Origin of the sequence: Streptomyces sp. P9-2B-2 (genome assembly GCF_030406865.1) — a bacterium.
Taxonomy (GTDB): domain Bacteria; phylum Actinomycetota; class Actinomycetes; order Streptomycetales; family Streptomycetaceae; genus Streptomyces; species Streptomyces platensis.
Window position 1 is genome coordinate 5,152,763 of record NZ_CP129126.1, and the last position, 26,071, is coordinate 5,178,833.

Below are 26,071 nucleotides of genomic sequence, written 5' to 3' on the forward strand. Positions count from 1 at the left end.
CACGGAACCCGGAGGGCGTGGCACACGTCTCGTCCTTGTGCCTGAGAGTGTCGGCCCGCCGATCCGTACCAGGTGACAGCACATCACGTCAGGAGTGGCGGCCGGTGACCGACTCTCCGTGAGGGCTCGGTGACAGCGTTCGACGAGCTGTGACGGCCTCTGCACCGGCTGTCGTGCACGTGCATCTGCGCATGCATCCGCATGTGAACGCAGCTATGATCCCGGGCAGTTGACACCATTTATCACCGGGAGACCCCTGTGCCCCACGCATACAACGGCATGGCCGCCACAGATCTCCGTGATGTGGCATGGCAGAAGAGCAGGCACAGCAACTCCCAGGGCTCCTGCGTGGAGTTCGCCAAGCTGCCCGGGGGTGACATCGCGGTACGCAACTCCCGTTTCCCGGACGGCCCGGCGCTCATCTACACGCCGGCCGAGGTGCGGGCGATGCTGCTGGGCATCAAGGACGGGGAGTTCGACCATCTCGTCCGGGACTGACCGCCCGTCCCGCCCACACAGAACGACCGGGCGCCCGCCCCTCGCGGTACGCCCGGTGTGCACAACGGCTACGGCAGCCGGAAGAGCGCCCACACGATCTTGCCGTGCGTGGCGCCGGCCAGCGGATGCCAGCCCCAGCTGTCGCTGAAGGAGTCCACGAGATACAGCCCGCGCCCGGATTCCGCGGCGAAATCCGCCTCGCCGGCGACCGGTGAGTCATCGCTCGGGTCCCGTACGGCGCAGACCAGCCGGGAGGACCAGCGCATCAGATGCAGCCGGGCGGGCGGGGTGGCGTCGGGGTGCTCCGGGGCGGTGTCGTGGTGTTCCGGGGCGGCGAGGATCGCGTGCCGCAGCGCATTCGTGACGAGTTCGGAGACGACCAGGGCGACCGAGTCGAAGAGCTCGTCCAGCTCCCAGCCCTGCAAGGTCTCCCGGGTGAACGCCCGTGCGCAGCGCACCGATTCATAGCGCGGTGGGAGCGTGCGGGATGCGGATCCGGAGACGGCCAGGGGGTCGACGGGAGGAAAGCCCTGCCATAACGGCTCGAGCATGGTCAAAGCCTTGGTCCCCATGCGAGGCACTCCTGGCGTTCGCGGACGTCATGACCCTGGCCGGGCAGCCGGGTCTGGCGGATCTTTCACGAGCGTGCATGCGTGCGACGCCTATGGTTCCCAATGCGCGAGACAGATGCAAGGGCAGATGCACGTGCACGTGACGTGATTGCGGGGGCGCGCACCGATTTGCGCGGAATTCTTCCTACCACTTCTTGTGGAGGGCTTGCGGGGGCCTCACATATCCGTAACCGGATGAGCACTCAACGAAGCCCGGACGTGGCAGACTTGCGGCCCTCTGTTGGACGGGGTGGGGTCACAGGAGGGTCTGAGAGGTGTCCGCAAGTGAGTCGAGCGGGTCGGTGGTGCGGCGAATCCTGCTCGGGTCGCAGCTCCGCCGGCTGCGTGAATCGCGTGGGATAACCCGCGAGGCGGCCGGCTACTCGATCCGTGCGTCCGAATCCAAGATCAGCCGCATGGAGTTGGGCCGCGTGAGCTTCAAGGCACGGGATGTGGAGGATCTGCTCACCCTGTACGGGGTCGGTGACGCCCAGGAGCGTGAGGCGCTGCTCTCCCTGGCGCGGGAGGCGAACGTCGCCGGCTGGTGGCACAGTTACGGCGATGTGCTGCCCGGGTGGTTCCAGACGTATGTGGGTCTGGAAGGCGCCACGTCGCTGCTCCGGGTCTATGAAGTCCAGTTCGTCCACGGGCTGTTGCAGACCGAGAGCTATGCGCAGGCGGTCGTCAGACGAGGCATGCCGGACGCCGGGACCGCGGAGATCGAGAGACGGGTCGCGCTCCGGATGGAGCGGCAGAAGCTGCTGGTGGCCGAGCGCTCGGCGCAGTTCCACTGTGTGCTGGACGAGGCCGCGCTACGGCGCCCGTACGGCGAACGCGCGGTGATGCGCGAGCAGCTGAAGCATCTGATCGAGGTGTCCGAGCGACCGAATGTGCGGCTCCAGGTGATGCCCTTCAGTCTGGGCGGGCACGCGGGGGAGAGCGGGGCGTTCACGATGCTCGGCTTCCAGGAGTCGGGTCTGCCGGACGTCGTCTATCTGGAGCAGCTGACGAGCGCGCTGTATTTGGACAAGCCCGAGGAAGTCGCCCAGTACGCACGGGTGATGGACCGCCTCCAGGAAGAGGGGCCGAATCCGTCGGAGACCAGGGACCTCTTGCGCGGGCTGCTCCAACTGATGTGACGCGTCGGTAGGATGGCGCACCATCAGGAGTCAGCACCCCCCCATGCGGCGCCCTGAGCGCCCTGTTCTCCAGATCGGGATGGCATGTCCTACTTCGACGAGTTGGCGTATCAGTTCATCGACGGTGAGTGGCGCTCCGGCAGCGGCTCGTGGGACATCGTCGATTTCAATCCGTACAACGGCGAGAAACTGACCTCCATACCCGTCGCCACGGTAGCGGAGATCGACCAGGCCTACCGTGCCGCCGAACGCGCGCAGCGGGAGTGGGGCGCCACCAATCCGTACACCAGGCGGCTGGTCTTCGAGCGCGCGCTGCGGATCATCGACGACCGTGCGGAGGAGCTGGGCGGAGCGATCGCCGCGGAGGTGGGCGGGACGCTCGCCAAGGTGGGCTTCGAGCTGGATCTGGCCAAGGAGTTCCTGCGCGAGGCCATTCAGCTGGCGCTGCGTGCCGAGGGCCGCATACTGCCCTCGCCCATCGACGGCAAGGAGAACCGCCTCTACCGTCTTCCGGTCGGAGTCGTCGGCGTCATCAGCCCCTTCAACTTCCCCTTCCTGCTGTCGCTCAAGTCCGTCGCGCCGGCCCTCGCGCTCGGCAACGCCGTGGTCCTCAAGCCGCACCAGAACACCCCGGTCTGCGGCGGCGGTCTGGTCGCCAGGATCTTCGAGGAGGCCGGGCTGCCGGCCGGGCTGCTGAACGTCGTCGTCACGGACATCGCGGAGATCGGTGACGCGCTGATCGAGCACCCGGTGCCCAAGACCATCTCCTTCACCGGCTCCGAGAAGGTCGGCCGGCATGTCGCGACGGTCGCCGCCGCGCACTTCAAGCACACGGTGCTGGAACTGGGCGGCAACAGCGCCCTGGTCGTCCTCGACGACGCCGATATCGACTACGCGGTGGACGCCGCCGTCTTCAGCCGCTTCGTCCACCAGGGCCAGGTCTGCATGGCCGCGAACCGGGTGCTCGTGGACCGCGCCGTGGAGCGGGAGTTCACCGAGAAGTTCGTCGCCAAGGTCGCCTCGCTCAAGGTGGGGGACCCCACCGATCCGCAGACCCATATCGGCCCGCTGATCAACGAGGGCCAGGCCGAGGCGATCTCCGCGCTGGTGGACCGCGCGGTCGAGGACGGCGCCACGGCGCTCCTCCATGGCGAGACCCGGGGCACGCTGGTCGCCCCGAGCGTGCTGAGCGGGCTGCCGGAGGACTCCCCGCTGCTGCGGCAGGAGATCTTCGGGCCCGTCGTGCTGCTGGTGCCGTTCGAGGGTGACGAGGAGGCGGTACGGCTGACCAACGCGACCTCGTTCGGGCTCAGCGGCGCCGTGCACACCGGTGACATCGAGCGCGGGGTGCGGTTCGCCAAGCGGATCGACACCGGGATGTTCCACGTCAACGACGCCACCGTGCACGACGAGCCGATCGTGCCCTTCGGCGGTGAGAAGAGCTCCGGGGTGGGGCGGCTGAACGGCGACTCGATGGTGGAGGCCTTCACCACGACCAAGTGGATCTCCATCCAGCACGGGCGGTCGCAGTTCCCGTTCTGAGGCGGGCCGCCCGGTCCGGAGGGATCGGGGACGACCCGTGGCGCGTTGCGGACAGAAGCTGACCGCAAGGGCTCCTACGTTGAGTGCTGTCGGAAGGCGGACGGCGACGGGCCGGCCGCCGAGGCACGTCACGAAAGGTGGACCCCATGCCCACTCACGTTCTTGCCGAGGCACACGGCGACGAGACCGGCGCGCTGCTGGCCTTCCTGGAGGCCCAGCGCGGCGGGCTGCGCCGGGCGGTCCTGGGGCTGACCGAGGACCGGGCGAACCAGCGGCCGAGCGCCAGTGAGCTGTCGCTGGCCGGACTGGTCAAGCATGTCGCGGAGACCGAGCAGGGCTGGGTCGAGACCGCCCAGGAGCTGCCGCACTCCATCGAGCGGAACCAGGACACCTGGCATCTGAGCTTCCAGCCGGCCGACGGCGAGACCCTGGCCGAGATGCTGGCCTTCTGGGAGCGGGTGGCGAAGCGGACGGAGGAGTTCATCCGCTCCGTGCCCAGCCTGAACGACACCTTCCCGCTGCCGCCGGCGCCGTGGTTCCCGCCGGAGGCCCGGCAGTCGATGCGCTGGCTGCTGCTGCACCTGATCGAGGAGACGGCCCGGCACGCCGGCCATGCCGACGTCATCCGCGAGTCCCTCGACGGCAAGACGGCCTTCGAGCTGGTGGACGAGGAGCGCGCCGCCCGGGAGGGGTAGCGGGGCGAGCCTGCGCGCGCTCTAGGGTGGCGGAAGGGGCGCGCGAGGGATTGAGGAGACGATGTCGGCGATCCGGCTGTTGGTACTGGGCGCCGTGCGGCAGCACGGCCGGGCGCACGGCTACCAGGTGCGCAACGACCTGGAGTACTGGGGCGCCCATGAGTGGTCCCACGCCAAACCCGGCTCGATCTACCACGCGCTCAAGCAGATGGCCAAGCAAGGGCTGCTGCGGGCGCATGACATCGCGCCCAGCACCGTCGGCGGCCCGCCGCGTACCGAGTACGAGCTGACCGCGGCGGGCGAGACGGAGTATTTCGCGCTGCTGCGGGCCGCGCTCTCCCAGTACGACCAGAAGATCGACATGCTCAGCGCGGGCATCGGCTTCGTCGTCGATCTGCCGCGGGCCGAGGCGGTGGCGCTGCTCACGGAGCGCGTCCGGGGGCTGCGGGAGTGGCGCGGCACGGTCACCGGCTACTACACCCCCGAGGGCGGGACCGAACAGCTCGGTCATATCGGCGAGATCATGCATATGTGGGTGGACGCCGCGGACAGCGGCGCGGCGTGGACCCAGGGGCTGATCGAGCGGATCGAGGGCGGGGCGTATGTCTTCGCCGGCGAGGGGGAGCCGTTCGTGGGCGTGCTCGCGGAGGGGCAGGAGAACCCGTACGCGACGGCGGACGCGCAGGATCCGGGGGACGGCGCGGGCGACGGCGGCACGGAGGCCCGTTGACCGCGTCCCGCGCGCCCTGGCTCCGCCGGGCGGGCTGCGCCCCTGCCCGGCGGCAGGGGCCGCACGTCCGTCAGTGGTGGAAGGCCGTGGCGACGCTCTCCGGGCGCTGCATCGGGCCCGACTGCTGCCGGAGTTCGGTCAGCAGCTGCTCCAGGTCTTCGAGGAACAGATCGGCGAGGTCCATGGAGAAGCCGTTGCGGCAGACCACCCGCAGGACGGACAGGTCCTCGCGGTTCGGCGGGAAGGTGTAGGCGGGCAGCAGCCAGCCGCGTTCCCGCATCCGCCGGGACACGTCGAAGACGTCGAACGCGGTGACGTGGTCCGCGGTGGTGAAGGCGAAGACCGGCAGCTGGTCGCCGCGGGTGAGCATCCTGAAGTCGCCCAGTGCGCCGATCCGTTCGGCCATCGAGCCGGCCACGTCGCGGGTCGCCTGCTGTACGGCGCGGAAGCCGGCCCGGCCGAGCCGCAGGAAGGTGTAGTACTGCGCGGCGACCTGGGCGCCGGGCCGGGAGAAGTTGAGGGCGAAGGTCGGCATGTCGCCGCCCAGGTAGTTGACCCGGAAGACCAGCTCCTCGGGCAGCGCCTCCGTGTCGCGCCACAGCGCCCAGCCGACGCCCGGGTAGACCAGCCCGTATTTGTGCCCCGAGGTGTTGATGGAGGCGACCCGGGGCAGCCGGAAGTCCCACATCAGCTCCGGGTCGAGGAACGGCGCGATCATGGCGCCGGAGGCGCCGTCCACATGGACCGGGATGTCCCAGCCCCGCTTCTCCTGGACCTCGTCGAGCGCCGCGCAGATGTCGGCCACCGGCTCGTACGACCCGTCGAAGGTCGAGCCGAGGATCGCGACGACGCCGATGGTGTTCTCGTCGCACTGTTCGGCGGCCGAGGCCGCGTCCAGATGGAAGCGGTCGCCCTCCATCGGGACCGTGCGTGCCTCGACCTCCCAGAAGTTGCAGAACTTCTCCCAGCAGACCTGGACATTGGCGCCCATGACCAGGTTGGGCCGGGCGCTGCCCGGATAGCGGCTCTTGTTCCGCTGCATCCAGCGGCGCTTGAGAGCCATCCCGGCGAGCATGCAGGCCTCGCTCGACCCGGTGGTGGAGCAGCCGACGGCGGACGACGGGTCGGGGGCGTGCCACAGGTCGGCGAGCATCGCCACACACCGCTTCTCCAGTTCGGCGGTGCGCGGGTACTCGTCCTTGTCGATCATGTTCTTGTCCCGGCACTCCGCCATCAGGACCCCGGCCTGCGGCTCCATCCAGGTCGTGACGAACGTCGCCAGGTTCAGCCGGGAGTTGCCGTCCAGCATCAGCTCGTCGTGCACGAACTGATAGGCGGTGTGCGGGGAGATGGGGCCGTCGGGCAGGGTGTGCTGCGGCGGTGCGGTCTCCATCCCGGCGACCGGGTCGGCCTCCCCGTAGAAGGGGTTGACCGGGTGCCCGGTCTGCTTGCGGTCGGCTGGTGATGCGCCTTTGTGCAGAGTCATCTGTCGCGCCTACCCGTCAACTGGCCTGTGCCAGGCCGTGTTTGATGGCTTTGGTGAACTTCACCACGCGCTCCGCCTGGATGCGGGCGGCGGTGCGTGCGTCGTCGTCGAGCGGGGTGTCGGGGCCGCCGACGTGGGAGGTGCCGTACGGATTGCCGTCGGAGAACTTCGCCGGGTCGGTGTAGCCCGGCGTCACGAGGATGCCGCCGAAGTGGTGGACGGTGTGGTAGAGCGCCAGCAGCGTGGACTCCTGGCCGCCGTGCTTGGTGGCGCTCGCGGTGAAGCCGCTGTAGACCTTGTCGGCCAGCTTGCCCTGCTGCCAGAGCCCGCCCAGGGTGTCGAGGTACTGCTTGAGCTGCGAGGTCACATTGCCGAAGCGGGTGGGGGTCCCGAAGATCACCGCGTCCGCCCAGAGCACGTCCTCGTGGGTGGCCTCCATGATGTCGGCGGTGGCCGCGGCGTTGGCGGCCCAGGCCGGGTTGGCGTCGATGGCGGTCTGCGGGGCGAGTTCCGTGGCCCGGCGCAGCCGTACGTCCGCCCCGGCGTGCTCGGCGGCGTCCGCGATCAGCCGGGCGAGCTCGGCGACGGTACCGGTCGACGAGTAGTAGATGACGGCGACATGGACGTCGTGCACGGGCATCGCATACCTCCTTGAACCCGACAATAAGGGCATAGGTGGTACATGGCCTCCAGGGTTCACCCAGTGGAAGCGCCACGGGCGGGCGGCCGCCCCGGAGGACCGCCACCCGCCCGTGGGTGCGCGCCGGCTGCCCGGCGCCGGCTCAGTTCGCGCTCGCCAGTGACAGCTTCGCGGCGAAGCCGAGGAACGCCGCACCGGCGCCCGCGGACAGCCCGGCGGTCAGCCGCTTGCGGCGGCGGAAGGTCGCCGCCAGATACGTCCCGCTGAAGATCAGGACCGTCAGATACGTGAAGCTGAACAGCTGCGCCCAGGCGCCCAGCGTCAGGAACGACAGCACCGGATGGGCATAGGACGGGTCCACGAACTGCACGAAGAAGGAGATGAAGAACAGGATCGCCTTCGGGTTGAGCAGACTGACCACCAGCGCCCTGCGGTACGGCCGCTCCACGGCCTCCTTCGCCGCCCCGGCCGTCTCCTCGCCCCGCTCGGCCCGGCGGGCCTCCCGGCCCCGCCACAGCGCCCAGGCGCCGCGCAGCATCCCGACCGCCAGCCACGTCAGATAGCCCGCACCGGCGAACTTGACCACGGTGAACAGCACCGGGGTGGTCTGGAGCAGCGAGGCCACCCCGCCCGCCGACAGCGTCATCAGCACCGTGTCACCGCACAGCACCCCGGCCGCCGCCCGGTACGCCACCCGCGGGCCGCGCCGGGCCGCCACCGAGACGACGTAGAGCGAATTCGGGCCCGGCAGCAGAATGATCAGCGCGAGTCCCACCAGATACGTGGACAGATCCGTTATCCCCAGCATGGGGCGCAGGATCTCACCCGCCGCTCCGGCGCCTCACGGGTTTTCATGATGCGGACTTGCACCTCACGCGGCGTGAGGCCGCATCGTGGTGCGCGTACCCAGAAGGGAGCGGAAGTGAGCTATTCGGTAGGGCAGGTCGCGGCCTTCGCCGGTGTGACGGTGCGCACCCTGCACCACTACGACGAGATCGGGCTGCTGCAGCCCGGCGAGCGCAATCACGCAGGTCACCGGCGCTACGGCGAGGACGACCTGGACCGGTTGCAGCAGATCCTGTTCTACCGGGAGCTCGGTTTTCCGCTCGACGAGGTCGCGGCCCTCGTGGACGATCCGCACGCGGACCCGCGGGAGCATCTGCGGCGCCAGCACGACCTGCTGACCACCCGGATCGAGAAGCTCCAGAAGATGGCCGCCGCCGTCCAACACGCGATGGAGGCACGCAGGATGAACGTACGGCTCACACCGGAGGAGAAATTCGAGGTCTTCGGGGACTTCGACCCGGACGAGCACGCGGCGGAGGTCGAGGAGCGCTGGGGCCACACCGACGCCTACAAGGAGTCGCAGCGCAGGACGGCCGCGTACACCAAGGAGGACTGGAAGCGGCTGACGGCGGAGCTCGACGCCCTCCACCGGAAGATGGCGGACCTGCTCGCCGAGGGGGTGCCGGCGGACTCCGCGACGGCCATGGACGTCGCCGAGGAGCACCGGCAGTTCATCTGCGCTGCTTACTACGCATGCTCGCTCGAGCTGCACACCTGCCTCGGCGAGATCTACGTCACCGACGAGCGCTTCACCGCCACCTACGAGGCGATCCGGGCCGGCCTCGCCGGGTACCTGCGGGACGCGATCGTGGCCAACGCGGCCCGCCACCAGTGATCCGTACGGGCCGGGGAGCGCGCCCCGGCCCGTAGGGAGCGCGCTACGGGGGTTCAGCTCTGCGGGGAGAGCACCACGGCCGTTCCGTAGGCACACACCTCGGTGCCCACGTCGGCGGCCTCCGTGACATCGAAGCGGAACATCAGCACCGCGTTCGCACCGCGCGAGCGGGCCTGGTCCACCAGCCGTTCCATCGCCTGGTTACGGGTCTCCACCAGGGTCTTGGTCAGGCCCCGCAGCTCGCCGCCGATCATCGATTTCAGGCCCGCGCCGATCTGGCTGCCGAGGTGCCGTGAGCGCACCGTCAGGCCGAAGACCTCGCCGATCACCCGTTCCACGTGAAACCCCGGGACGTCGTTGGTCGTCACCACCAGGACGTCGGACTGCGCATGCTGTCCACCGCCGTATTCCTCGATGCCCATGACGCGCACCTCCTTACGGGCCAGCATCACCCGGCTCCCTGGGGGCGGCCAGCGGTCGGGGGCCGTCGGGTGGGGGGATCGGGCGGGTCCGGGGCCCGCCTGGAACCAAGGCGGGCCACCCGGCGTTGATAGTTTGGGCCGCACACGCGCCTTCATCATCCCGTCGCTTCGCCCCCACGCACCGCACGATCCGGCGCCCTCGACCCAGGAGCCTTCACCCCGTGAATACTCTCGCGCTCGGCCCCCAGTGGCTGGACCCGGACTATCTCATCGCGACATTCGGCCTGATCGGCGTCCTGGTCATCGTCTTCGCGGAGTCCGGCCTGCTGATCGGCTTCTTCCTGCCGGGCGACTCGCTCCTGTTCACCACCGGTCTGCTGGTGACGACGAACAAGCTGGACAAGCCGCTGTGGCTGGTGTGCTCGCTGATCGTCCTGGCCGCCGTCCTCGGCGACCAGGCCGGCTATCTCTTCGGCCGCAAGGTCGGCCCCTCGCTCTTCAAGCGCCCCGACTCCCGCCTCTTCAAGCAGGAGAACGTCGAGAAGGCGCATGAGTTCTTCGAGAAGCACGGCCCCAAGTCGCTGATCCTGGCCCGCTTCGTCCCGATCGTGCGCACTTTCACGCCGATCATCGCCGGTGTGAGCCGGATGAACTACCGCTCCTTCATCACCTTCAACCTCATCGGCGGCGCCCTGTGGGGCGCGGGAGTCACGCTGCTCGGCGCCTCCCTGGGCAAGGTCGAGTTCGTCCACAAGCACATCGAGCTGATCCTGGTCGCGATCGTGCTGATCTCCGTCGTACCGATCGCCATCGAGTTCCTCCGCGCCCGCAGCAAGGCCAAGAAGGACCAGCCCACCCCGCCCCACCCCACGGACCACCCCCACGGCACCCCCGCAGAACCCCGCCGCGGCCGCCACGCCAAGCGCTGACAAGGGGCGCGAGCAGCCTTCCCACACGCCGGAAGAAGACCACACAGCTGCACCCCCACACCCCTCCCCTTCACCCACAACGGGAGGCGACGGGCCGGTGGGGCCGGGGTGCAGGACGTAAAGCGCAGCAGTCCTGCACCCCGGCCCCACCGGCCCGTCGCCGCACCCCACAGCCCCGCGCAGCGGACAAGGCCCGCCGCAGGCGCAACGGCGGGACAGCCGACAACGTGGTCCGCCCGAAATTCGCGCCCCCCGTGCAAGCACCCCGCATCCTCATCAGGCATCGTGTCCTTGACATCCGTCAGGAGGCGTACGAGGAGAGCGAAGACCCGTGGTGTCGGACCCACAGCGCGGCCAGCGCGGCCAGCGCGGCATGAATGGCAGCGGTGGCGGCAGTGGTGCCTCGGATCAGACCGGTCCCGAGGACCGCAAGCCCCAGTCGGACGAGGCCCACAGTGCCTTCACTCCGCCCCTGGGCGTGCCTTACCCGCCGCTTCCCGAGGACGAGCACCCCACCTCCGAGTTCGCGCTGCCCGCGGGGCTGCGCCCGGAGACGCCGGCCGAGCAGGAGGGCTCGGCCTTCACCCCGCCGAGCAGTACCACCGGCCAGACCCCACTGCCCGCTCCCGTGGGCGCCACGGCGATGAGTGTCGCCTTCACCCCGCCGCACGGCATACCGGCCGTCAGCCTCACCAAGGAAGCCCCTTGGCAGGACCGGATGCGGACCATGCTCCGGATGCCGGTCCACGAGCGCCCGGTCCCCGAGCGTCCGGAGCGCGGCGAGGAGGACACCGGCCCGGCCGTTCCCCGCGTACTCGACCTGACGCTCCGTATCGGCGAGATCCTGCTCGCCGGCGGTGAGGGCGCCGAGGACGTCGAGGCCGCGATGTTCGGTGTGGCGCACGCCTACGGGCTGGAGCGGGTCGAGCCGACCGTCACCTTCACCCTGCTGTCGATCTCCTATCAGCCGTCGCTGGTCGAGGACCCGGTCACCGCCAGCCGTACGGTGCGGCGCCGCGGCGTCGACTACAACCGGCTGTCCGCGGTCTTCCGGCTCGTCGACGACATCGCCTCCGAGGGCATCACCCTCGAAGAGGCCTACCGCGGCCTCGCCGAGATCCGCCGTAACCGCCACCCGTACCCGAGCTGGGCGCTGACGGTGGCCTCCGGGCTGCTGTCCGGTGCCGCCTCCATGCTGGTCGGCGGCGAGCTGCTGGTGTTCGTCGCGGCCGCGGTGGGCTCGATGCTCGGCGACCGGCTGGCCTGGCTCGCGTCCGCGCGCGGGCTGCCGGAGTTCTACCAGTTCGTGGTCGCCGCGATGCCGCCCGCCGCGGTGGGTGTCGCCTTCGGTCTGGCGCACGCCAGTGTGTCGGCGTCCGCGGTGATCACCGGTGGACTGTTCGCGCTGATCCCGGGGCGGGCGCTGGTCGCCGCCGTCCACGACGGGCTGACCGGCTACTACATCACCGCCGCCGCCCGTCTGCTGGAGGTCGGCTACCTCATCGTCGGCATCGTCGTCGGCGTCCTCAGCGTGCTCTACATCGGACTCCAGCTGAACCCCGGCCTGCGGCGGCTCAACCCCGAGGAGGCGCTGGGGGCGTACAACGAGCCGCTGGTCCAGATCACCGCGTCCATGCTGCTGGCGCTGGCGTTCTGTGTGCTGCTCCAGCAGGAGCGGCACACCGTGGCGTTTGCGACCCTGAACGGCGGCGTCGCCTGGGTCGTCTACGGCGCCCTGCACTACGTCGCCGAGATAAACCCGGTGCCCGCCACCGCGATCGCGGCCGGACTGGTCGGTCTCTTCGGTCAGTTGCTCTCCCGCTACCGCTATGCGTCGGCCCTGCCGTACGTCACCGCGGCCATCGGCCCGCTGCTGCCCGGTAGTGCCACGTACTTCGGGCTGCTCAACTTCGCTCAGGGCCACCTGCCGGAGGGCCTCACCTCCCTGGTGCAGGCCGCCTCGCTGGCGCTCGCCATCGCCGTGGGCGTCAACCTCGGTGCCGAAGTGGCCCGGCTGTTCCTGCGTGCCCCCGGGGTCGAGGAGGCCGGCGGACGCCGGGCCGCCAAGCGCACCCGCGGCTTCTGAGCGGTCGTGCCGGGGCCGCCGACCCGGCCCCGGCACGCACGAACGGGCGGCAACCCGACTGGGTGCCGCCCGTTCGCGTACGAAAATCAGCGCGCGCCGACCCGGGCGCCGCGGTCAGGGAAACCCCGCCGGGCGCTGGGCCGACGACGCTGCGTCAGTGCGCGCCGCCCTGCGCCTCAAGGCGCTTGAACGAGGCCTCGATCTCGGCCTCGGCCTCGGTGCGGCCGACCCAGTCGGCGCCCTCGACGGACTTACCGGGCTCCAGGTCCTTGTAGACCTCGAAGAAGTGCTGGATCTCCAGGCGGTCGAACTCCGACACGTGGTGGATGTCCCGCAGGTGCTCCACGCGCGGGTCGGACGCGGGCACGCACAGCAGCTTGTCGTCGCCGCCGGCCTCGTCCGTCATCCGGAACATGCCGATGGCGCGGCACTTGATGAGGCAACCGGGGAAGGTCGGCTCGTCCAGGATGACCAGCGCGTCCAGCGGGTCGCCGTCCTCGCCCAGGGTGTTCTCGACAAAGCCGTAGTCGGCCGGGTAGCTGGTCGAGGTGAAGAGTCGACGGTCCAGGCGGATCCGACCGGTCTCGTGGTCCACCTCGTACTTGTTCCGCGAACCCTTCGGGATCTCGATGGTGACGTCGAACTCCACGGGTGGCTCCTCCATGATCAACACATACGTCTGGTGATTAAGTGTCCCCCACGCAGGTGTGTGGTGGCGAAAGGGGCTGGTCCGAGGTGCCCGAGACCGGAAAGTGGCAGGTCAGATGGCAGTCGGCGGAACGGTCCGCGCGGGCGGCGACGCGCGCGGCGGTCCGGTCGGTGCAGACGGCCATCCATGCCACGCGGCAGACCTGGCAGGCCACACCCCGCCAGACCCAGCAGACCTGGCGGCTGACGGCGGTTTCCGCAGCTACCGGCCTCGCGGTCGCGATCGTCGCGGTGGCGGCGTCCGGGCCGTGGGACTCGGGTCAGCGTACGGCCGAGCGGGCGCAGGCGGCCGAGATGGACGGCGCCAGTGGCGAGCATCACGCTCCGGAGGCCCGGCCGGCGCCCAGCGCACCGCCCGTACTGCCCGCGCTCGGCGGCCGGGTGCCCGGTGCCGCGGGCCGTGGCGCGGCGCCCGCCCCCACTGACGCGGGACTGGCCGACGCGCTCGCGCCGCTGCTGAAGGACCCGGCGCTCGGCCCGCTGCGGACGGCTTCCGTCCTGGACGTGGCCGCCGGCCGGGAGGTCTTCGGCGAAGGCCAGGGCAAGGCCGCCACCCCCGCCTCCACCGTCAAGCTCGCCACCGCCGTCGCCGCGCTCTCCGCGCTCGGCCCCGACCACCGCATCGACACCACCGTCGTCCTGACCGGCAAGAACCGCCTCGTCCTGGTCGGCGGCGGCGACCCCACCCTCACCGCCCGCGCCCCGCGGCACGGCGCCGAGGAACAGCCCGCGAACCTGCGCACCCTCGCCGACGCCACCGCCCGCGCCCTCAGGAAGCGCCACCTCACCAAGATCAGCCTGGGCTATGACACCGCGGCCTACTCGGGCCCCGCCGAGCACCCCATCGGCCCGAACGAGAACATCGCCCCCGTCACCGCCCTGATGACCGACGAGGCCCGCCTCGACGACTCCGAGCACGGCACCGCCCCCCGCGACGCCGACCCCGCCCACACGGCGGCCCGCACCTTCGCCGATCTGCTCCACGACCGCGGTATCACCGTCGACGGCGACCCCGAGGGCGCCAAGGCCCCCAAGAAGGCCGCCAGGATCGCCGCCGTGCACTCCCTGCCGCTCTCCGCCTTCGTCGAGCGGATGCTCACCTACAGCGACAACGACATCGCCGAGGCACTGGCCCGTCAGACCGCCCTCGCCTCCCGGCAGCCGGCCAGCTTCGCCGGGGCCGGCAAGGCCGTCCGCACCGCCCTCCAGCGGGAGCACCTCCCGCTCTCCGGCGCCGTCTTCGAGGACGGCAGCGGCCTGGACCGCGACGACAAGGTCACCGCCGCCCTGCTCTCCCGCCTCCTGCTGCACGCCTCCTCGCCCGACCACCCGGCCCTGCGCCCCGTCGTCACCGGCCTCCCCGTCGCCGCCTTCACCGGCACCCTCAGCAACCGCTACCGCGGCCAGAGCGCGTACGGCGCCGGCGCCGTACGCGCCAAAACCGGCACCCTCACCGGCGTGAACACCCTCGCCGGCACCGTCGTCGACGCCGACGGCCGCCTCCTGACCTTCTCCTTCATGACCACCGGCACCACCGACCCCCAAGGCGCCCAGAACGCCCTGGACAAACTCGCCTCAGCAGTAGCCAACTGCGGCTGCCGCTAAGCCAGAAGACACACAAACCACCTACGCCCACCCCCACCGGCCTTCTTCCCACCCACCCCCAACGGGAGGTGACGGGCCGGAGGGGCAGGGGTGTGGGACGTAAAGCGAAGCAGTCCCACACCCCTGCCCCTCCGGCCCGTCACCGCACCCAACAGCCCCGCGCAGCGGACAAGGCCCGCCGCAGGCGCAACGGCGAGAAACCCCCACGGCGGGAAAGCCGAAAGCGTCGGCCCGAAGGCAAAGCGCAGCGCACCGCCCGCCGCAGGCGCAACGGTGGGAAAGCCGAAAACGTGGGAAGCCCACCAGTCGGCTACCCCGACGCCACGCCCCCACGTACGGTGAACCCATGACGAGCATCGGTGGAACCGAGATGGTCGACTGGAACCTCGCGGTCGCGACCGCGACCCGCTTCGTGCGGCCGGGCCCGGACGTGAGCCGGGACGAGGCGCGCGCGATCGTCGCCGAGCTGCGCAAGCACGCCAAGTCCTCCGAGGCGCATGTCCGGGCGTTCACGCGGATGGCACAGCCCGACGCGACGGGCGAGGAGCCGCATGACACGCCGGTCCTCGTCGTGGACCGGCCCGGCTGGATCAAGGCGAATGTCGCGGGGTTCCGGGCGGTGCTCAAGCCGCTGCTGGCCAAGATGGAGGACCGCCGCTCGACGGTCCCCGGGGGCGCGGTGCTCGGCGCGGTCGGCGGCAAGGTGACCGGCGTGGAGCTGGGCATGCTGCTGTCGTTCCTGGCGTCCCGGGTCCTCGGCCAGTACGAGACGTTCGCTCCGGCCTCCCGTGATCTGCCGGCCGCGGCGCAGGGCGGCCGGCTGCTGCTCGTCGCGCCGAACATCGTGCACGTGGAGCGCGAGCTCGAAGTGGCCCCGCACGACTTCCGGCTGTGGGTGTGCCTCCACGAGGAGACCCACCGCACCCAGTTCACCGCCGTCCCGTGGCTGCGGGACCACATCGAGGGCGAGATCCAGTCGTTCCTCGGTGAGACGGACATCGACCCGGGCGCCCTCCTGGAGCGGCTGCGTGAGGCCGCCCAGTCGCTGGCCGGTGCGAAGCCCGAGGGCGAGGAGGGCGAGGACGAGGGCCGCTCCCTCGTCGATCTCGTGCAGACGCCCGCGCAGCGCGAGATCCTCGGCCGGCTGACCGCGGTGATGTCCCTGCTGGAGGGGCATGCGGATTATGTGATGGACGGCGTGGGGCCCGATGTCGTGCCGTCGGTCGCGGAGATCCGGGAGAAGTTCCAAAAGCGCCGGGCCAGCGGCGCCGGGCGGCTGGACCAGGCGCTGCGCAAGCTGCTCGGCCTGGACGCCAAGCTGCGGCAGTACCGCGACGGCGAGCGGTTCGTCAGCGCGGTCGTCGAGGAGGTGGGCATGGAGGGCTTCAACCGGGTCTGGACGTCGCCGAACACTCTCCCGACCAAACAAGAGATCGCCAAACCGGCGGACTGGATCGCGCGGGTGCACCGCAAAGCGGACGGGGCACCGTAAGCGAATGGTGTGAGCTGGGCACGCCACGTGGCAGTAGAGCGCCCCTTCAATCACCCGTCTGAGGGACCGTTACCGAGGGATAGGCGTGCAATGCTCGGGGAACCGCTCGCCTCTGTCACCATCTAGGCACTCTGTGTGACGAAGTCGTCCACGGCTCGAGGCTCCCCAGCTGAACGATTGGAAACGGACATGGGTCCCCATCCAGCGGTCGCCGCGATACGCCTGGCGGTCCGCCGCGTACTCCACGACGTGCTCACCCACCACTGCGCGCAGGACCGGCACGAGCCCCCGCTCGTGCTCGTCGCGTGCTCCGGCGGCGCCGATTCCATGGCGCTCGCCTCCGCCCTCGCCTTCGAGGCCCCCAAGCTCGGGGTCCGCGCCGGGGGCGTGACCATCGACCACGGTCTCCAGGAGGGCTCGGACCTCCGCGCCGCCGAGGTCGCCCTGCGGCTGCGGGCCCTGGGGCTCGACCCCGTAGAGGCCGTCGCCGTCGACGTGGACGAACCGAACCGGGTGGCGCACGGCACCGGGTACCGCGGAAGCGGCGGCCGGCAGTCCGGCGGACCGGAAGCCGCCGCCCGGGACGCCCGCTACGCCGCCCTGGACGCCGCCGCCGAACGCCATGGCGCCACCGCGGTCCTCCTCGGCCACACCCGCGACGACCAGGCCGAGACGGTGCTGCTCGGCCTCGCCCGCGGCTCCGGGACCCGTTCGCTCTCCGGTATGGCCGCGACCAGCGGCCGGGACGGGCGCTATCGCAGGCCCTTCCTCGACGTGGACCGCCAGACCGCCCGTAAGGCCTGTCTGATCCAGGCGCTGCCCGTCTGGGACGACCCGCACAACGCCGACCCCGCCTACACCCGCTCACGGCTGCGCCACGAGGGCCTGCCCGCCCTGGAGAAGGCGCTCGGCAAGGGCGTTGTCGAGGCGCTGGCCCGTACCGCCCAGCTTTCCCGCGACGACGCCGACGCCCTGGACGCCTGGGCCGCCGACGCCGAGGGCTCGGTCCTCGACGACAGCGGCTCCCTCGACATCGCCGCCCTGTTCGCCCTGCCCCCCGCGGTGCGCCGCCGGGTGCTGCGCCGGGCGGTCATCGGCGCCGGTTCACCGGCCGGTTCGCTCTTCGCCCGCCACATCGAAGAAGTGGACCGGCTGATCACCGCCTGGCGGGGACAGGGGGCCATCAACCTCCCCGGGCGAGTGGGTGTGCGACGGCAGGGTGGCAGACTGGTCATTCGGCAGGGCTGAGCCGCAGACGCTGCCCCGCACCGAAGTCTCACGACTGACGCGAACACCGAACAGAGCGAGAGTGGCACGGGTGGACGACAAGGACATGGGTTCCGACCTTCAGTCGGTACTCATCAGCAAGGAAGAGATCGACGCGAAGCTGGCAGAGCTGGCCGCGAAGATCGACGCGGAGTACGCGGGCAAGGACCTGCTCATCGTCGGCGTGCTCAAGGGCGCCGTGATGGTGATGGCGGATCTGGCGCGCGCGCTGTCCACCCCCGTCACGATGGACTGGATGGCCGTGTCGTCGTACGGCGCGGGCACCCAGTCCTCCGGCGTGGTCCGCATCCTCAAGGACCTCGACACCGACATCAAGGGCAAGCACGTCCTGATCGTCGAGGACATCATCGACTCCGGTCTGACGCTGTCGTGGCTGCTGTCGAACCTCGGCTCGCGCGAGCCGGCCTCGCTGGAGGTCTGCACGCTGCTGCGCAAGCCGGACGCGGCGAAGGTCGCCATCGACGTGAAGTGGATCGGCTTCGACATCCCCAACGAATTCGTCGTGGGATACGGCCTCGACTTCGCGGAGAAGTACCGCAATCTGCCGTTCGTCGGTACCCTCGCGCCGCACGTCTACGGCGGCTGAGGGCGTCCCGCGCTCGTCCGGCCGCGGTGGCCGGGCGGGCCTCGGACCGTCCGCTGCGGCCCGGCGGGAACCCTTCGGGGCCTCCCGCCGTTGGAGCAGGGAGAGCGGAATCCCCGGCTGCATGTTCACCGTCGGCGCAGGCGCCGGGTGACAATGCTGGGGTACCGTCCGAAGGCAGTTCTTTTTCGGGCCAGTAATACACCGTACGCACGACCAGCCCTCCCAAGGGCGTTGTGCCTCACTGTGGCAGGAGGGACGGGGCCTCAACGGCTCCGTATGGATGGACGTGAAGCGATACTTCCGTGGGCCGGTCATGTGGATCGTGCTGGCCGTCCTCGCCGTGGTCGTGTTGATGCAGGTCGTCGGCTCGTCCGGCGGCTACAAGACGGTGGACACCGGTCAGGTCGTCAAGGCGATCGCTGACAACAAGGTGAAATCCGCCGAGCTGACGACCGGTGACGAGAACAAGATCAAGATTGAGCTGTCGGGCTCCAACAAGGTTGAGGGCTCGAACAAGCTCCAGGCGAGCTACATCGGCGACCAGGGCGTCGACGTGGCCAAGAACCTTCAGGCCAAGTACCAGACCGGCGAGATCAAGGACGGGTACACCGTCTCCCCGTCGAAGCAGAACCCGTTCGTCGGTGTGCTGCTCTCGCTGCTCCCCTTCGTCCTCATCGTGGTCGTCTTCCTGTTCCTGATGAATCAGATGCAGGGCGGCGGCTCCCGGGTGATGAACTTCGGGAAGTCCAAGGCGAAGCTGATCACCAAGGACACCCCCAAGACGACCTTCACGGACGTCGCGGGGTCGGACGAGGCCGTCGAGGAGCTCCACGAGATCAAGGAGTTCCTCCAGGAGCCGGCGAAGTTCCAGGCCGTCGGCGCCAAGATCCCGAAGGGTGTGCTGCTGTACGGCCCGCCCGGAACGGGTAAGACGCTGCTGGCGCGTGCCGTCGCCGGCGAGGCGGGCGTCCCGTTCTACTCGATCTCCGGTTCCGACTTCGTCGAGATGTTCGTCGGTGTCGGTGCCTCCCGGGTCCGTGACCTCTTCGAGCAGGCCAAGGCGAACGCCCCGGCGATCGTCTTCGTCGACGAGATCGACGCCGTCGGCCGGCACCGCGGTGCGGGCCTGGGCGGTGGCCACGACGAGCGTGAGCAGACCCTCAACCAGCTCCTGGTCGAGATGGACGGCTTCGACGTCAAGGGCGGCGTGATCCTGATCGCCGCCACGAACCGCCCGGACATCCTCGACCCGGCGCTGCTGCGTCCCGGCCGTTTCGACCGGCAGATCGCCGTCGACCGTCCGGACCTCCAGGGCCGTCTGGAGATCCTCAAGGTTCACCAGAAGGGCAAGCCGGTCGCCCAGGACGTCGACCTCAAGGCCGTCGCCAAGCGCACCCCCGGCTTCACCGGTGCTGATCTGTCGAACGTCCTGAACGAGGCCGCGCTGCTGACGGCCCGGAGCGACGAGAAGCTGATCAGCAACCACTTCCTGGACGAGGCGATCGACCGCGTCGTGGCCGGCCCGCAGAAGCGGACCCGGATCATGTCCGAGAAGGAGAAGAAGATCACCGCGTACCACGAGGGCGGACACGCCCTGGTCGCGGCGGCCTCACCGAACTCCGACCCGGTCCACAAGATCACGATCCTGTCCCGCGGCCGGGCCCTGGGCTACACCATGGTCCTGCCCGACGAGGACAAGTACTCCACCACCCGCAACGAGATGCTCGACCAGCTGGCGTACATGCTGGGCGGCCGCGCGGCGGAGGAGCTGGTCTTCCACGACCCGACCACGGGCGCCGCGAACGACATCGAGAAGGCCACCGCCACGGCCCGCGCGATGGTCACGCAGTACGGCATGACCGAGCGGCTCGGTGCGATCAAGTTCGGCACCGACAACTCCGAGCCCTTCCTGGGCCGTGAGATGGGTCACCAGCGCGACTACTCGGAAGAGGTCGCCGCGCTGGTCGATGAGGAAGTCAAGAAGCTCATCGAGACCGCGCACAACGAGGCGTGGGAGATCCTGGTCGAGAACCGCGATGTGCTCGACAACCTCGTGCTGACGCTCCTGGAGAAGGAGACGCTCAACAAGGAGGAGATCGCCGATCTCTTCAAGCACGTGGTCAAGCGCCCGGCCCGCCCGGCGTGGACCGGCTCGTCGCGCCGTACGCCCTCCAGCCGCCCGCCGGTGCTGTCGCCGAAGGAGCTGGCCCCGGCCAACGGCGCGGTGACCACGACCGCCACCGTCTCCACGGAGAAGAAGGCGGAAGCACCCGAGGAGCAGCGTCCCGAGAGCTGATCCCGCGGGCCTTCAGGGGCCCCGGAATAAATGCCGCGCCCCCCAGGTTTAGCCTGGGGGGCGCGGCATTCCGTGTTTCCACCGCGATTCGAGCGGGCGCAGAAGGAACGAGGCACCACATGACGGACCCTGTGACGCTGGACGTCGGCGGCAAGATCGGCACTTTCGACGAGAAGCGTGCCGAGAACGCCGTACGCGAGCTGCTCATCGCGGTGGGCGAGGACCCGGACCGTGAGGGGCTGCTGGAGACGCCGGCGCGGGTGGCACGGGCGTACCGGGAGATCTTCGCCGGGCTGTGGCAGAAGCCGGAAGACGTGCTGACGACCACCTTCGACCTGGGCCACGACGAGATGGTGCTGGTCAAGGACATCGAAGTGGTCTCCAGCTGTGAGCACCACCTGGTCCCGTTCGTCGGGGTGGCCCATGTCGGCTACATCCCGTCCACCGACGGCAAGATCACCGGCCTGTCCAAGCTGGCCCGGCTGGTCGATGTGTTCGCCCGGCGCCCGCAGGTCCAGGAGCGGCTGACCACGCAGATCGCGGACTCCCTGATGCAGATCCTGGAGCCGCGCGGCGTGATCGTCGTCATCGAGTGCGAGCACATGTGCATGACCATGCGCGGGGTGCGCAAGCCGGGTGCCAAGACGACGACCTCGGCCGTGCGCGGCCAGCTGCGGGACGCCGCCACGCGCGCCGAGGCGATGAGCCTGATACTCGCCCGCTGAGGTCGCGGGCCCCGGGCCCGTAGGGCCGCCCCGTCGCGCGTCTCCCATACGGCCGGCGGCACAGACAACAGGACGGCCGGGCCCCTCGCAGGAGGGACCCGGCCGTCGCCGGTGCCGGGGGCGCCGAGGCGCCGGCCCGTCAGGCCCTGAGGTGGTTGCCCAGCCACTCCAGGGCGGCGGGGATCTCGCGGCGCCAGGTGTTGAAGTTGTGGCCGCCGCTGTCGAGGATGATCGACGAGACCCGGCTCGGCGACTTCGTCTGCTCGATGAACCGCAGCGTCTGCTGGTAATTCCCCTCGCCCTGCTTGCTGCTGGTGACCAGCAGGTTCACCGGGGGCGCGGGCAGGTGCCGCTGACGCCACAGCAGATTGTTCTCGCGCTCCAGCTGCCGGTTGCCGCCGAAGAGGTCGCCGGTGGTGGCGTCCCGCGGGGCCTTGTAGGCGCCGGAGAGGGCGACGGCGCTGGAGTACGCCTCGGGGTGGCGCATGGTCATCTTCAGCGCGCAGTAGCCGCCGGTGGAGTCACCCACGACACCCCAGCTCTTGGCCTCGCTGCCTATTCGGTAGTGCTCGGAGATATCTGCGCGCAGGTCCTTTGTGAAGAAGGTCTCGGTCTGCGGGCCGTTCGGTATGTCCATGCACTCCGTGTCGCGCGGCGGTGCGACGGTCGGGCGCATCATGACCAGGACGGTCGGCCGCATCTTCTGCTTCTTGAGCAGGTCGTGCTGGGTCTGCGGGAAATGCAGCTTTTTGTAGAGCGCCTCGGCGGTGCCCGGGTAGCCGGTGAGCACCAGGGCCGCCGGGAATTTCTTCTGGGCGTATTTCTTCTGGAAGTACTGCGGCGGCAGATAGACATACGCCGGGCTGGCGATCTGCGAGTGTTCGCCGCGGACCAGCACCTTGTCGATCCGGCCGCCGGTCGCCGGCCGGGAGCCGTTCTGTACGCTGACCCGCTCGGTTCCCAGCATCCGCAGCTTGGTGCCGCCCGGCCCGGTCTGGTAGTCGGTCACCACGCCCGGCTCCTGCTCCTGGCCCAAGAGGTCGGCCCAGGACGCGTAGAAACCGAAGGAATTGTTGGCGTACAGGCCGATCGCGGCGAAAAGGGAGAGCTGTGTCGCCACCAGGAGCCCGATACGCCCGAGCACCGTGCGCCAGTTCCCCTGGGAGAGGCGCGGCCAGAGCCAAATGGTGAGGACGAACAGTGCCACCGCGACGAGGACGGCAAGAAGCAGCACTTTCTGACTGGTGAGACCCATGTGGTGCTTTCTTCCGGGCGGCCGGGCCATCCGTACCGCTAGTGGAACCCCGAGCCCTGAAACGCCGTCATACAGGGCGCAAAAAGTCCAGATGCTGCGACAAGGCTCGCACGTTCTCTCGACCGGGGCGACGGGAAAGTGATGTCTGACAGGCTAGATGGCGAAAAGTCGGAGACGGTTGCGTGGCGTGGACCACGCTGGCTCCGTGGACCGCGGCCCGAAGCGGTGCCGCGGATCGTCGGTACGGCCGGCGTGGTCGTCGGCCTGCTGAACCTGGCGGCGGGGGTGTTCCCGCGGTTCCGGCACAGCCGGATGCACGCCCTGGCGGAGGTGCTGCCGGGCGCGGTGAGCCCGCTGGCGGCCGCCGCCTCCATCGTCGTCGGCATCCTGCTGCTCCTACTGGCCCACGGGCTCAAGCGGCGTAAGCGGCGGGCCTGGGGAGCGGCCGTGGCGCTGCTGCCGGTGGGGATCGCCGCCCAGCTGGTCTACCGGCACTCCGTGTTCGGGGCGGTGCTCTCGCTGGCGCTCCTGGTGTTCCTGGTGTGGCACCGGCGGGAGTTCGCGGCCCTGCCCGACCCGCGCAGCCGCTGGAAGGCGCTGGCCAACCTCGTCGTCCTCGGCGGGGTCAGCTTCGGCATCGGCCTGGTCATCGTCAGCTCGCACCCCCACAAGACCATCGGCTCGCCCTCCCTCTGGGAGCGCGCCGAGCACGTCCTGTGGGGCCTGTTCGGCTTCGAGGGCCCGGTCGCCTACACCCACCACGTCGACTACACCGTCGGCTACTCGCTCGGCGCACTCGGCCTGCTGACCGTCGCCACCACCGCCTACCTCGCCTTCCGCCCCGAGCACCCGGCGGCCCGGCTGACCGACGAGGACGAGCAGCAGCTGCGCGCCCTGCTCGACCGGCACGGCGCCCGGGACTCGCTCGGCTACTTCGCGCTGCGCCGCGACAAGGGCGCGGTCTTCTCCCCGACCGGCAAGGCCGCGGTCTGCTACCGGGTGATCTCCGGGGTGATGCTCGCCAGCGGCGACCCGATCGGCGATGTGGAGGCCTGGCCGGGCGCCATAGAGCGCTTCATGGAGGAGGCGAAGGCGCACTCCTGGACCCCGGCGGTCACCGGTTGCAGCGAGACCGGCGGCCAGGTGTGGACCCGGGAGACCGGCATGGACGCGCTGGAGCTCGGCGACGAGGCGATCGTGGACGTCGCCGACTTCACCCTCACCGGCCGCGCGATGCGCAACGTACGACAGATGGTCAAGCGCATCGAGCGCAACGGCTACGAGACGCGGGTGCGGCGGGTGCGCGACCTGGCGCCGGACGAGCTGGCGCAGCTCCAGAAGGCCGCGGACGCCTGGCGGGACACCGACACCGAGCGCGGCTTCTCCATGGCGCTGGGCCGGATCGACGCGGTGGCCGACGGTGACGCGGTGATCGCCACCGCGCATCTGAAACCGGCCGAGGGCGAGGAGCCCGGCCCGTACGGCGACCTCAAGGCGATGCAGCACTTCGTGCCGTGGGGCGACAGCGGGATCTCCCTGGAGCTGATGCGGCGCGACCGCAGCGCCGACCCCGGGATGAACGAGCTGCTGATCGTCGCCGCGCTGCAGGCCGCCCCGGACCTCAAGATCAAGCAGGTCTCGCTGAACTTCGCGGTCTTCCGCTCCTCTCTGGAGCGCGGCGAGAAGCTCGGCGCCGGGCCGGTCATCCGGGTCTGGCGCGGGATGCTGATCTTCCTGTCCCGCTGGTACCAGATCGAGTCGCTGTACAAGTTCAACGACAAGTTCCGGCCGCGCTGGGAGCCCCGCTTCGTGGTCTTCCGCAACAGCCGCGACATCCCCCGGATCGGCCTGGCGGCGCTCCAGGCCGAGGGCTATCTGGAGTTGAGCCTGCCGCGCGTACTGCGGCGCCGGAAGACCGTCGAGCCGCGGCCGTGCGCCCATGTGCCGCGGCCGGCCACCGCGCCGGAAGCGGTCGAGCGGGCGGCCTGACCAAGGCCCCGCCGGCCGGTCGGCCGGGCCCTCCCGGAGGGCCTCCGACGGGCCGGCGCCCCTGAAGTCCCCGCATGCGGCGGCCGCAATCCGGCCGGTCGGCACACGGCCTACGCTGGTGCCATGAGTACCTTGCGTGGCCGGGTGGCCGGACTGCCGGACTGGGAACGCTGCGCGGTGATGGGCGTCGTCAATGTGACGCCCGATTCGTTCTCCGACGGCGGTGACTGGTTCGATACCGAACTCGCCGTCAAACACGGTCTCGACCTGGTGGCACAGGGCGCCGACATGGTGGACGTGGGCGGCGAGTCGACCCGGCCGGGCGCGGCGCGGGTGGACGAGGCCGAGGAGCTGCGCCGGGTCGTTCCGGTCGTCCGGGAACTGGCCGCGGCCGGTGTCGTGGTCTCCGTGGACACCATGCGGGCCGCGGTCGCCGAGCAGGCCGTGGCGGCCGGGGCGCGGCTGGTCAACGACGTCAGCGGGGGCGCCGCCGACCCGGCGATGGTGCCGGTGGTGGCCGCCCATCAGGTCCCGTTCGTCGTGATGCACTGGCGCGGCCAGTCCATCGACATGAACAACCGTGCCGTCTACGGGGACGTGGTCGCCGAGGTCGTGGACGAGCTCGGGCAGAGCATGGAGCGTGCGGTGTCCGGCGGTATCGACCCGGACCGGATCGTGATCGACCCCGGCCTGGGCTTCGCGAAGGAGGCCGGGCACGATCTCGCGCTGGTCGCCCAGCTGGCGCGGCTGCGGGCGCTGGGCCGCCCGCTGCTGGTGGCGGCATCGAGGAAACGGTTCCTGGGCAGGGTGCTGGCAGGTGGCGAGGGAGCCGCCCCACCGCCGGCCCGGGAGCGGGATGCCGCGACGGCGGCGGTGTCGGCGATCGTGGCGCGAGAGGGGGCCTGGGCGGTGCGGGTGCACGAGGTCAGGGCGAGCGCGGACGCGGTACGGGTGGCCCGTGCCGTGGAGAGCGCGGCAGCGTCCGGCAGTAGTGAAGCGAGCGGGACGACGGCGAACACGACGGGAACGGTGTGAGCGGCTTGGGCCCGCAGACGGACATCGAACTGGTCGAGCAGGCGAACACCACCCTGTACGAGACCATCGAGCGCGGTGATCACGAGGCGCTGTCCGGACTGTGGCTGGACGGCCAGGTGAGTGTGGTCCACCCCGGGTGGCCGGTGTTGCGGGGGCGCGGCGAGGTGCTGCGCTCGTACGCCCTGATCATGGCGAACACCGAGTACATCCAGTTCTTCCTCACGGACGTGGAGATCGACGTCGTCGGGGACACCGCCCTGGTGACCTGTACCGAGAACATCCTCAGCGGCGGGCCCGCCGAGGACGACGGCTCGGTGGGGCCGCTGATCGGCCAGCTGGTCGTGGCGACCAATGTCTTCCGGCGTACGGAGGACGGCTGGCGGGTGTGGTCGCACCACGGCTCGCCGGTGCTGGCGGACCGCGACGACGAGGACGAGGACGACGAGGGCGGGGGACCCGGCGAGGGCGGCGAGGAGGCCCTCTGAGCGCCTTCCCGGGAGCCGGGGGCCCTGGCCGGGCGGGAGCCTGGGATCGCGACGGGCGGCCCCCTCGCGGGCCGGTGTGAGCCTTGCCATGGACCCCCGCCCTTGCGTCCGGGGTGAGGGCCTGCGCGGCCGTCGGAGGCGGGCGTCAG

The 26,071-nt window shown here is 70.3% G+C and carries 24 protein-coding genes; 17 read left to right on the top strand and 7 right to left on the bottom strand.

Going from position 1 to position 26,071, the window contains the following annotated elements:
• Positions 1–258 precede the first annotated feature (258 nt).
• Entirely contained in the window at positions 259–498 is a 240-nt protein-coding gene (locus tag QT196_RS22585) for a DUF397 domain-containing protein (RefSeq protein ID WP_042150368.1), read from the top strand.
• 68 nt (positions 499–566) lie between these two features.
• Here QT196_RS22585 and QT196_RS22590 read toward each other — a convergent pair whose 3' ends face one another.
• Positions 567–1,070, bottom strand: coding sequence for an ATP-binding protein (locus tag QT196_RS22590; RefSeq protein ID WP_168480753.1), 504 nt, complete (start codon positions 1,068–1,070; stop codon positions 567–569).
• Between the two features lie 314 nt (positions 1,071–1,384).
• Here QT196_RS22590 and QT196_RS22595 point away from each other — a divergent pair, with 314 nt between their 5' ends.
• The 4 genes from QT196_RS22595 (at position 1,385) to QT196_RS22610 (ending at position 5,215) form a co-directional block, all read left to right on the top strand.
• Entirely contained in the window at positions 1,385–2,248 is an 864-nt protein-coding gene (locus QT196_RS22595) for a helix-turn-helix transcriptional regulator (protein WP_168480754.1), read from the top strand.
• Between the two features lie 84 nt (positions 2,249–2,332).
• Complete coding sequence (locus QT196_RS22600) at positions 2,333–3,790, top strand: aldehyde dehydrogenase family protein (RefSeq protein WP_290355553.1); 1,458 nt, start codon at positions 2,333–2,335, stop codon at positions 3,788–3,790.
• 146 nt (positions 3,791–3,936) lie between these two features.
• Positions 3,937–4,485, top strand: coding sequence for a DinB family protein (locus QT196_RS22605; protein WP_168480756.1), 549 nt, complete (start codon positions 3,937–3,939; stop codon positions 4,483–4,485).
• A gap of 61 nt (positions 4,486–4,546) precedes the next feature.
• The gene (locus QT196_RS22610) at positions 4,547–5,215 is read left to right on the top strand and encodes a PadR family transcriptional regulator (RefSeq protein WP_168480757.1); all 669 of its coding nucleotides are present in this window, start codon (positions 4,547–4,549) and stop codon (positions 5,213–5,215) included.
• Between the two features lie 70 nt (positions 5,216–5,285).
• Here QT196_RS22610 and QT196_RS22615 read toward each other — a convergent pair whose 3' ends face one another.
• From QT196_RS22615 to leuE, 3 genes are all read right to left on the bottom strand, one after another.
• Entirely contained in the window at positions 5,286–6,701 is a 1,416-nt protein-coding gene (locus QT196_RS22615; protein ID WP_290355554.1) for a glutamate decarboxylase, read from the bottom strand.
• 16 nt (positions 6,702–6,717) lie between these two features.
• A complete protein-coding gene (gene wrbA / locus QT196_RS22620) occupies positions 6,718–7,341 on the bottom strand; it encodes an NAD(P)H:quinone oxidoreductase (RefSeq protein WP_266737804.1) in 624 nt (207 codons plus the stop codon).
• A 142-nt stretch (positions 7,342–7,483) separates the two neighbouring features.
• Entirely contained in the window at positions 7,484–8,149 is a 666-nt protein-coding gene (gene leuE / locus QT196_RS22625) for a leucine efflux protein LeuE (protein ID WP_168480760.1), read from the bottom strand.
• 114 nt (positions 8,150–8,263) lie between these two features.
• Here leuE and QT196_RS22630 point away from each other — a divergent pair, with 114 nt between their 5' ends.
• Entirely contained in the window at positions 8,264–9,022 is a 759-nt protein-coding gene (locus tag QT196_RS22630) for a MerR family transcriptional regulator (RefSeq protein ID WP_290355555.1), read from the top strand.
• A 53-nt stretch (positions 9,023–9,075) separates the two neighbouring features.
• On the opposite strand, the gene QT196_RS22635 is transcribed toward QT196_RS22630, so the two are convergent.
• Positions 9,076–9,444, bottom strand: coding sequence for a YbjQ family protein (locus QT196_RS22635; RefSeq protein WP_042150344.1), 369 nt, complete (start codon positions 9,442–9,444; stop codon positions 9,076–9,078).
• 221 nt (positions 9,445–9,665) lie between these two features.
• Here QT196_RS22635 and QT196_RS22640 point away from each other — a divergent pair, with 221 nt between their 5' ends.
• The gene (locus QT196_RS22640; protein WP_168480762.1) at positions 9,666–10,373 is read left to right on the top strand and encodes a VTT domain-containing protein; all 708 of its coding nucleotides are present in this window, start codon (positions 9,666–9,668) and stop codon (positions 10,371–10,373) included.
• 373 nt (positions 10,374–10,746) lie between these two features.
• Positions 10,747–12,459, top strand: coding sequence for a threonine/serine exporter family protein (locus tag QT196_RS22645; protein ID WP_168483905.1), 1,713 nt, complete (start codon positions 10,747–10,749; stop codon positions 12,457–12,459).
• A 154-nt stretch (positions 12,460–12,613) separates the two neighbouring features.
• Here the strand turns inward: QT196_RS22645 and QT196_RS22650 are convergent, their stop codons facing one another.
• Positions 12,614–13,108 carry an inorganic diphosphatase gene (locus QT196_RS22650; RefSeq protein WP_085923328.1) on the bottom strand — a complete coding sequence of 165 codons (495 nt, stop codon included), beginning with the start codon at positions 13,106–13,108 and terminating at the stop codon, positions 12,614–12,616.
• An 86-nt stretch (positions 13,109–13,194) separates the two neighbouring features.
• On the opposite strand from QT196_RS22650, the gene dacB reads away from it, so the two are divergent.
• From dacB to folE, 6 genes are all read left to right on the top strand, one after another.
• Positions 13,195–14,772, top strand: a complete 1,578-nt coding sequence (dacB, locus tag QT196_RS22655; protein WP_290355556.1) for a D-alanyl-D-alanine carboxypeptidase/D-alanyl-D-alanine-endopeptidase — start codon at positions 13,195–13,197, stop codon at positions 14,770–14,772.
• 346 nt (positions 14,773–15,118) lie between these two features.
• The gene (locus tag QT196_RS22660; RefSeq protein ID WP_168480764.1) at positions 15,119–16,264 is read left to right on the top strand and encodes a zinc-dependent metalloprotease; all 1,146 of its coding nucleotides are present in this window, start codon (positions 15,119–15,121) and stop codon (positions 16,262–16,264) included.
• Positions 16,265–16,453: 189 nt separating this feature from the next.
• Positions 16,454–17,512, top strand: a complete 1,059-nt coding sequence (gene tilS, locus QT196_RS22665) for a tRNA lysidine(34) synthetase TilS (protein ID WP_168480765.1) — start codon at positions 16,454–16,456, stop codon at positions 17,510–17,512.
• Between the two features lie 85 nt (positions 17,513–17,597).
• On the top strand, positions 17,598–18,137 hold the full coding sequence (gene hpt / locus QT196_RS22670; RefSeq protein WP_030077134.1) for a hypoxanthine phosphoribosyltransferase: 540 nt from the start codon (positions 17,598–17,600) through the stop codon (positions 18,135–18,137).
• Positions 18,138–18,417: 280 nt separating this feature from the next.
• On the top strand, positions 18,418–20,433 hold the full coding sequence (gene ftsH / locus QT196_RS22675; protein ID WP_168480766.1) for an ATP-dependent zinc metalloprotease FtsH: 2,016 nt from the start codon (positions 18,418–18,420) through the stop codon (positions 20,431–20,433).
• A gap of 119 nt (positions 20,434–20,552) precedes the next feature.
• Positions 20,553–21,158: a GTP cyclohydrolase I FolE gene (folE, locus tag QT196_RS22680; RefSeq protein ID WP_168480767.1), complete on the top strand. Its 606-nt coding sequence runs from the start codon at positions 20,553–20,555 to the stop codon at positions 21,156–21,158.
• A gap of 139 nt (positions 21,159–21,297) precedes the next feature.
• Here folE and QT196_RS22685 read toward each other — a convergent pair whose 3' ends face one another.
• Complete coding sequence (locus QT196_RS22685) at positions 21,298–22,413, bottom strand: alpha/beta hydrolase-fold protein (protein WP_168480768.1); 1,116 nt, start codon at positions 22,411–22,413, stop codon at positions 21,298–21,300.
• A gap of 141 nt (positions 22,414–22,554) precedes the next feature.
• On the opposite strand from QT196_RS22685, the gene QT196_RS22690 reads away from it, so the two are divergent.
• The 3 genes from QT196_RS22690 to QT196_RS22700 all read left to right on the top strand — a co-directional run bounded on the left by QT196_RS22690 (position 22,555) and on the right by QT196_RS22700 (position 25,922).
• Positions 22,555–24,402, top strand: a complete 1,848-nt coding sequence (locus QT196_RS22690) for a phosphatidylglycerol lysyltransferase domain-containing protein (RefSeq protein ID WP_168480769.1) — start codon at positions 22,555–22,557, stop codon at positions 24,400–24,402.
• 123 nt (positions 24,403–24,525) lie between these two features.
• Positions 24,526–25,437, top strand: coding sequence for a dihydropteroate synthase (folP, locus tag QT196_RS22695; RefSeq protein WP_248001267.1), 912 nt, complete (start codon positions 24,526–24,528; stop codon positions 25,435–25,437).
• A 5-nt stretch (positions 25,438–25,442) separates the two neighbouring features.
• Entirely contained in the window at positions 25,443–25,922 is a 480-nt protein-coding gene (locus tag QT196_RS22700; RefSeq protein ID WP_235468818.1) for a nuclear transport factor 2 family protein, read from the top strand.
• The last annotated feature ends 149 nt before the right edge of the window (positions 25,923–26,071 follow it).

What these genes read in the sequence shown, in the direction of transcription:
- QT196_RS22590 (WP_168480753.1), bottom strand. Translation starts at nt 1,070, where the DNA reads ATGGGGACCAAGGCTTTGACCATGCTCGAGCCGTTATGGCAGGGCTTT.
- QT196_RS22600 (WP_290355553.1), top strand. Translation starts at nt 2,333, where the DNA reads ATGTCCTACTTCGACGAGTTGGCGTATCAGTTCATCGACGGTGAGTGG.
- QT196_RS22605 (WP_168480756.1), top strand. Translation starts at nt 3,937, where the DNA reads ATGCCCACTCACGTTCTTGCCGAGGCACACGGCGACGAGACCGGCGCG.
- QT196_RS22610 (WP_168480757.1), top strand. Translation starts at nt 4,547, where the DNA reads ATGTCGGCGATCCGGCTGTTGGTACTGGGCGCCGTGCGGCAGCACGGC.
- QT196_RS22615 (WP_290355554.1), bottom strand. Translation starts at nt 6,701, where the DNA reads ATGACTCTGCACAAAGGCGCATCACCAGCCGACCGCAAGCAGACCGGG.
- wrbA (WP_266737804.1), bottom strand. Translation starts at nt 7,341, where the DNA reads ATGCCCGTGCACGACGTCCATGTCGCCGTCATCTACTACTCGTCGACC.
- leuE (WP_168480760.1), bottom strand. Translation starts at nt 8,149, where the DNA reads ATGCTGGGGATAACGGATCTGTCCACGTATCTGGTGGGACTCGCGCTG.
- QT196_RS22635 (WP_042150344.1), bottom strand. Translation starts at nt 9,444, where the DNA reads ATGGGCATCGAGGAATACGGCGGTGGACAGCATGCGCAGTCCGACGTC.
- QT196_RS22645 (WP_168483905.1), top strand. Translation starts at nt 10,747, where the DNA reads ATGAATGGCAGCGGTGGCGGCAGTGGTGCCTCGGATCAGACCGGTCCC.
- QT196_RS22660 (WP_168480764.1), top strand. Translation starts at nt 15,119, where the DNA reads ATGACGAGCATCGGTGGAACCGAGATGGTCGACTGGAACCTCGCGGTC.
- tilS (WP_168480765.1), top strand. Translation starts at nt 16,454, where the DNA reads ATGGGTCCCCATCCAGCGGTCGCCGCGATACGCCTGGCGGTCCGCCGC.
- hpt (WP_030077134.1), top strand. Translation starts at nt 17,598, where the DNA reads ATGGGTTCCGACCTTCAGTCGGTACTCATCAGCAAGGAAGAGATCGAC.
- ftsH (WP_168480766.1), top strand. Translation starts at nt 18,418, where the DNA reads ATGGACGTGAAGCGATACTTCCGTGGGCCGGTCATGTGGATCGTGCTG.
- folE (WP_168480767.1), top strand. Translation starts at nt 20,553, where the DNA reads ATGACGGACCCTGTGACGCTGGACGTCGGCGGCAAGATCGGCACTTTC.
- QT196_RS22685 (WP_168480768.1), bottom strand. Translation starts at nt 22,413, where the DNA reads ATGGGTCTCACCAGTCAGAAAGTGCTGCTTCTTGCCGTCCTCGTCGCG.
- QT196_RS22690 (WP_168480769.1), top strand. Translation starts at nt 22,555, where the DNA reads ATGTCTGACAGGCTAGATGGCGAAAAGTCGGAGACGGTTGCGTGGCGT.
- folP (WP_248001267.1), top strand. Translation starts at nt 24,526, where the DNA reads ATGAGTACCTTGCGTGGCCGGGTGGCCGGACTGCCGGACTGGGAACGC.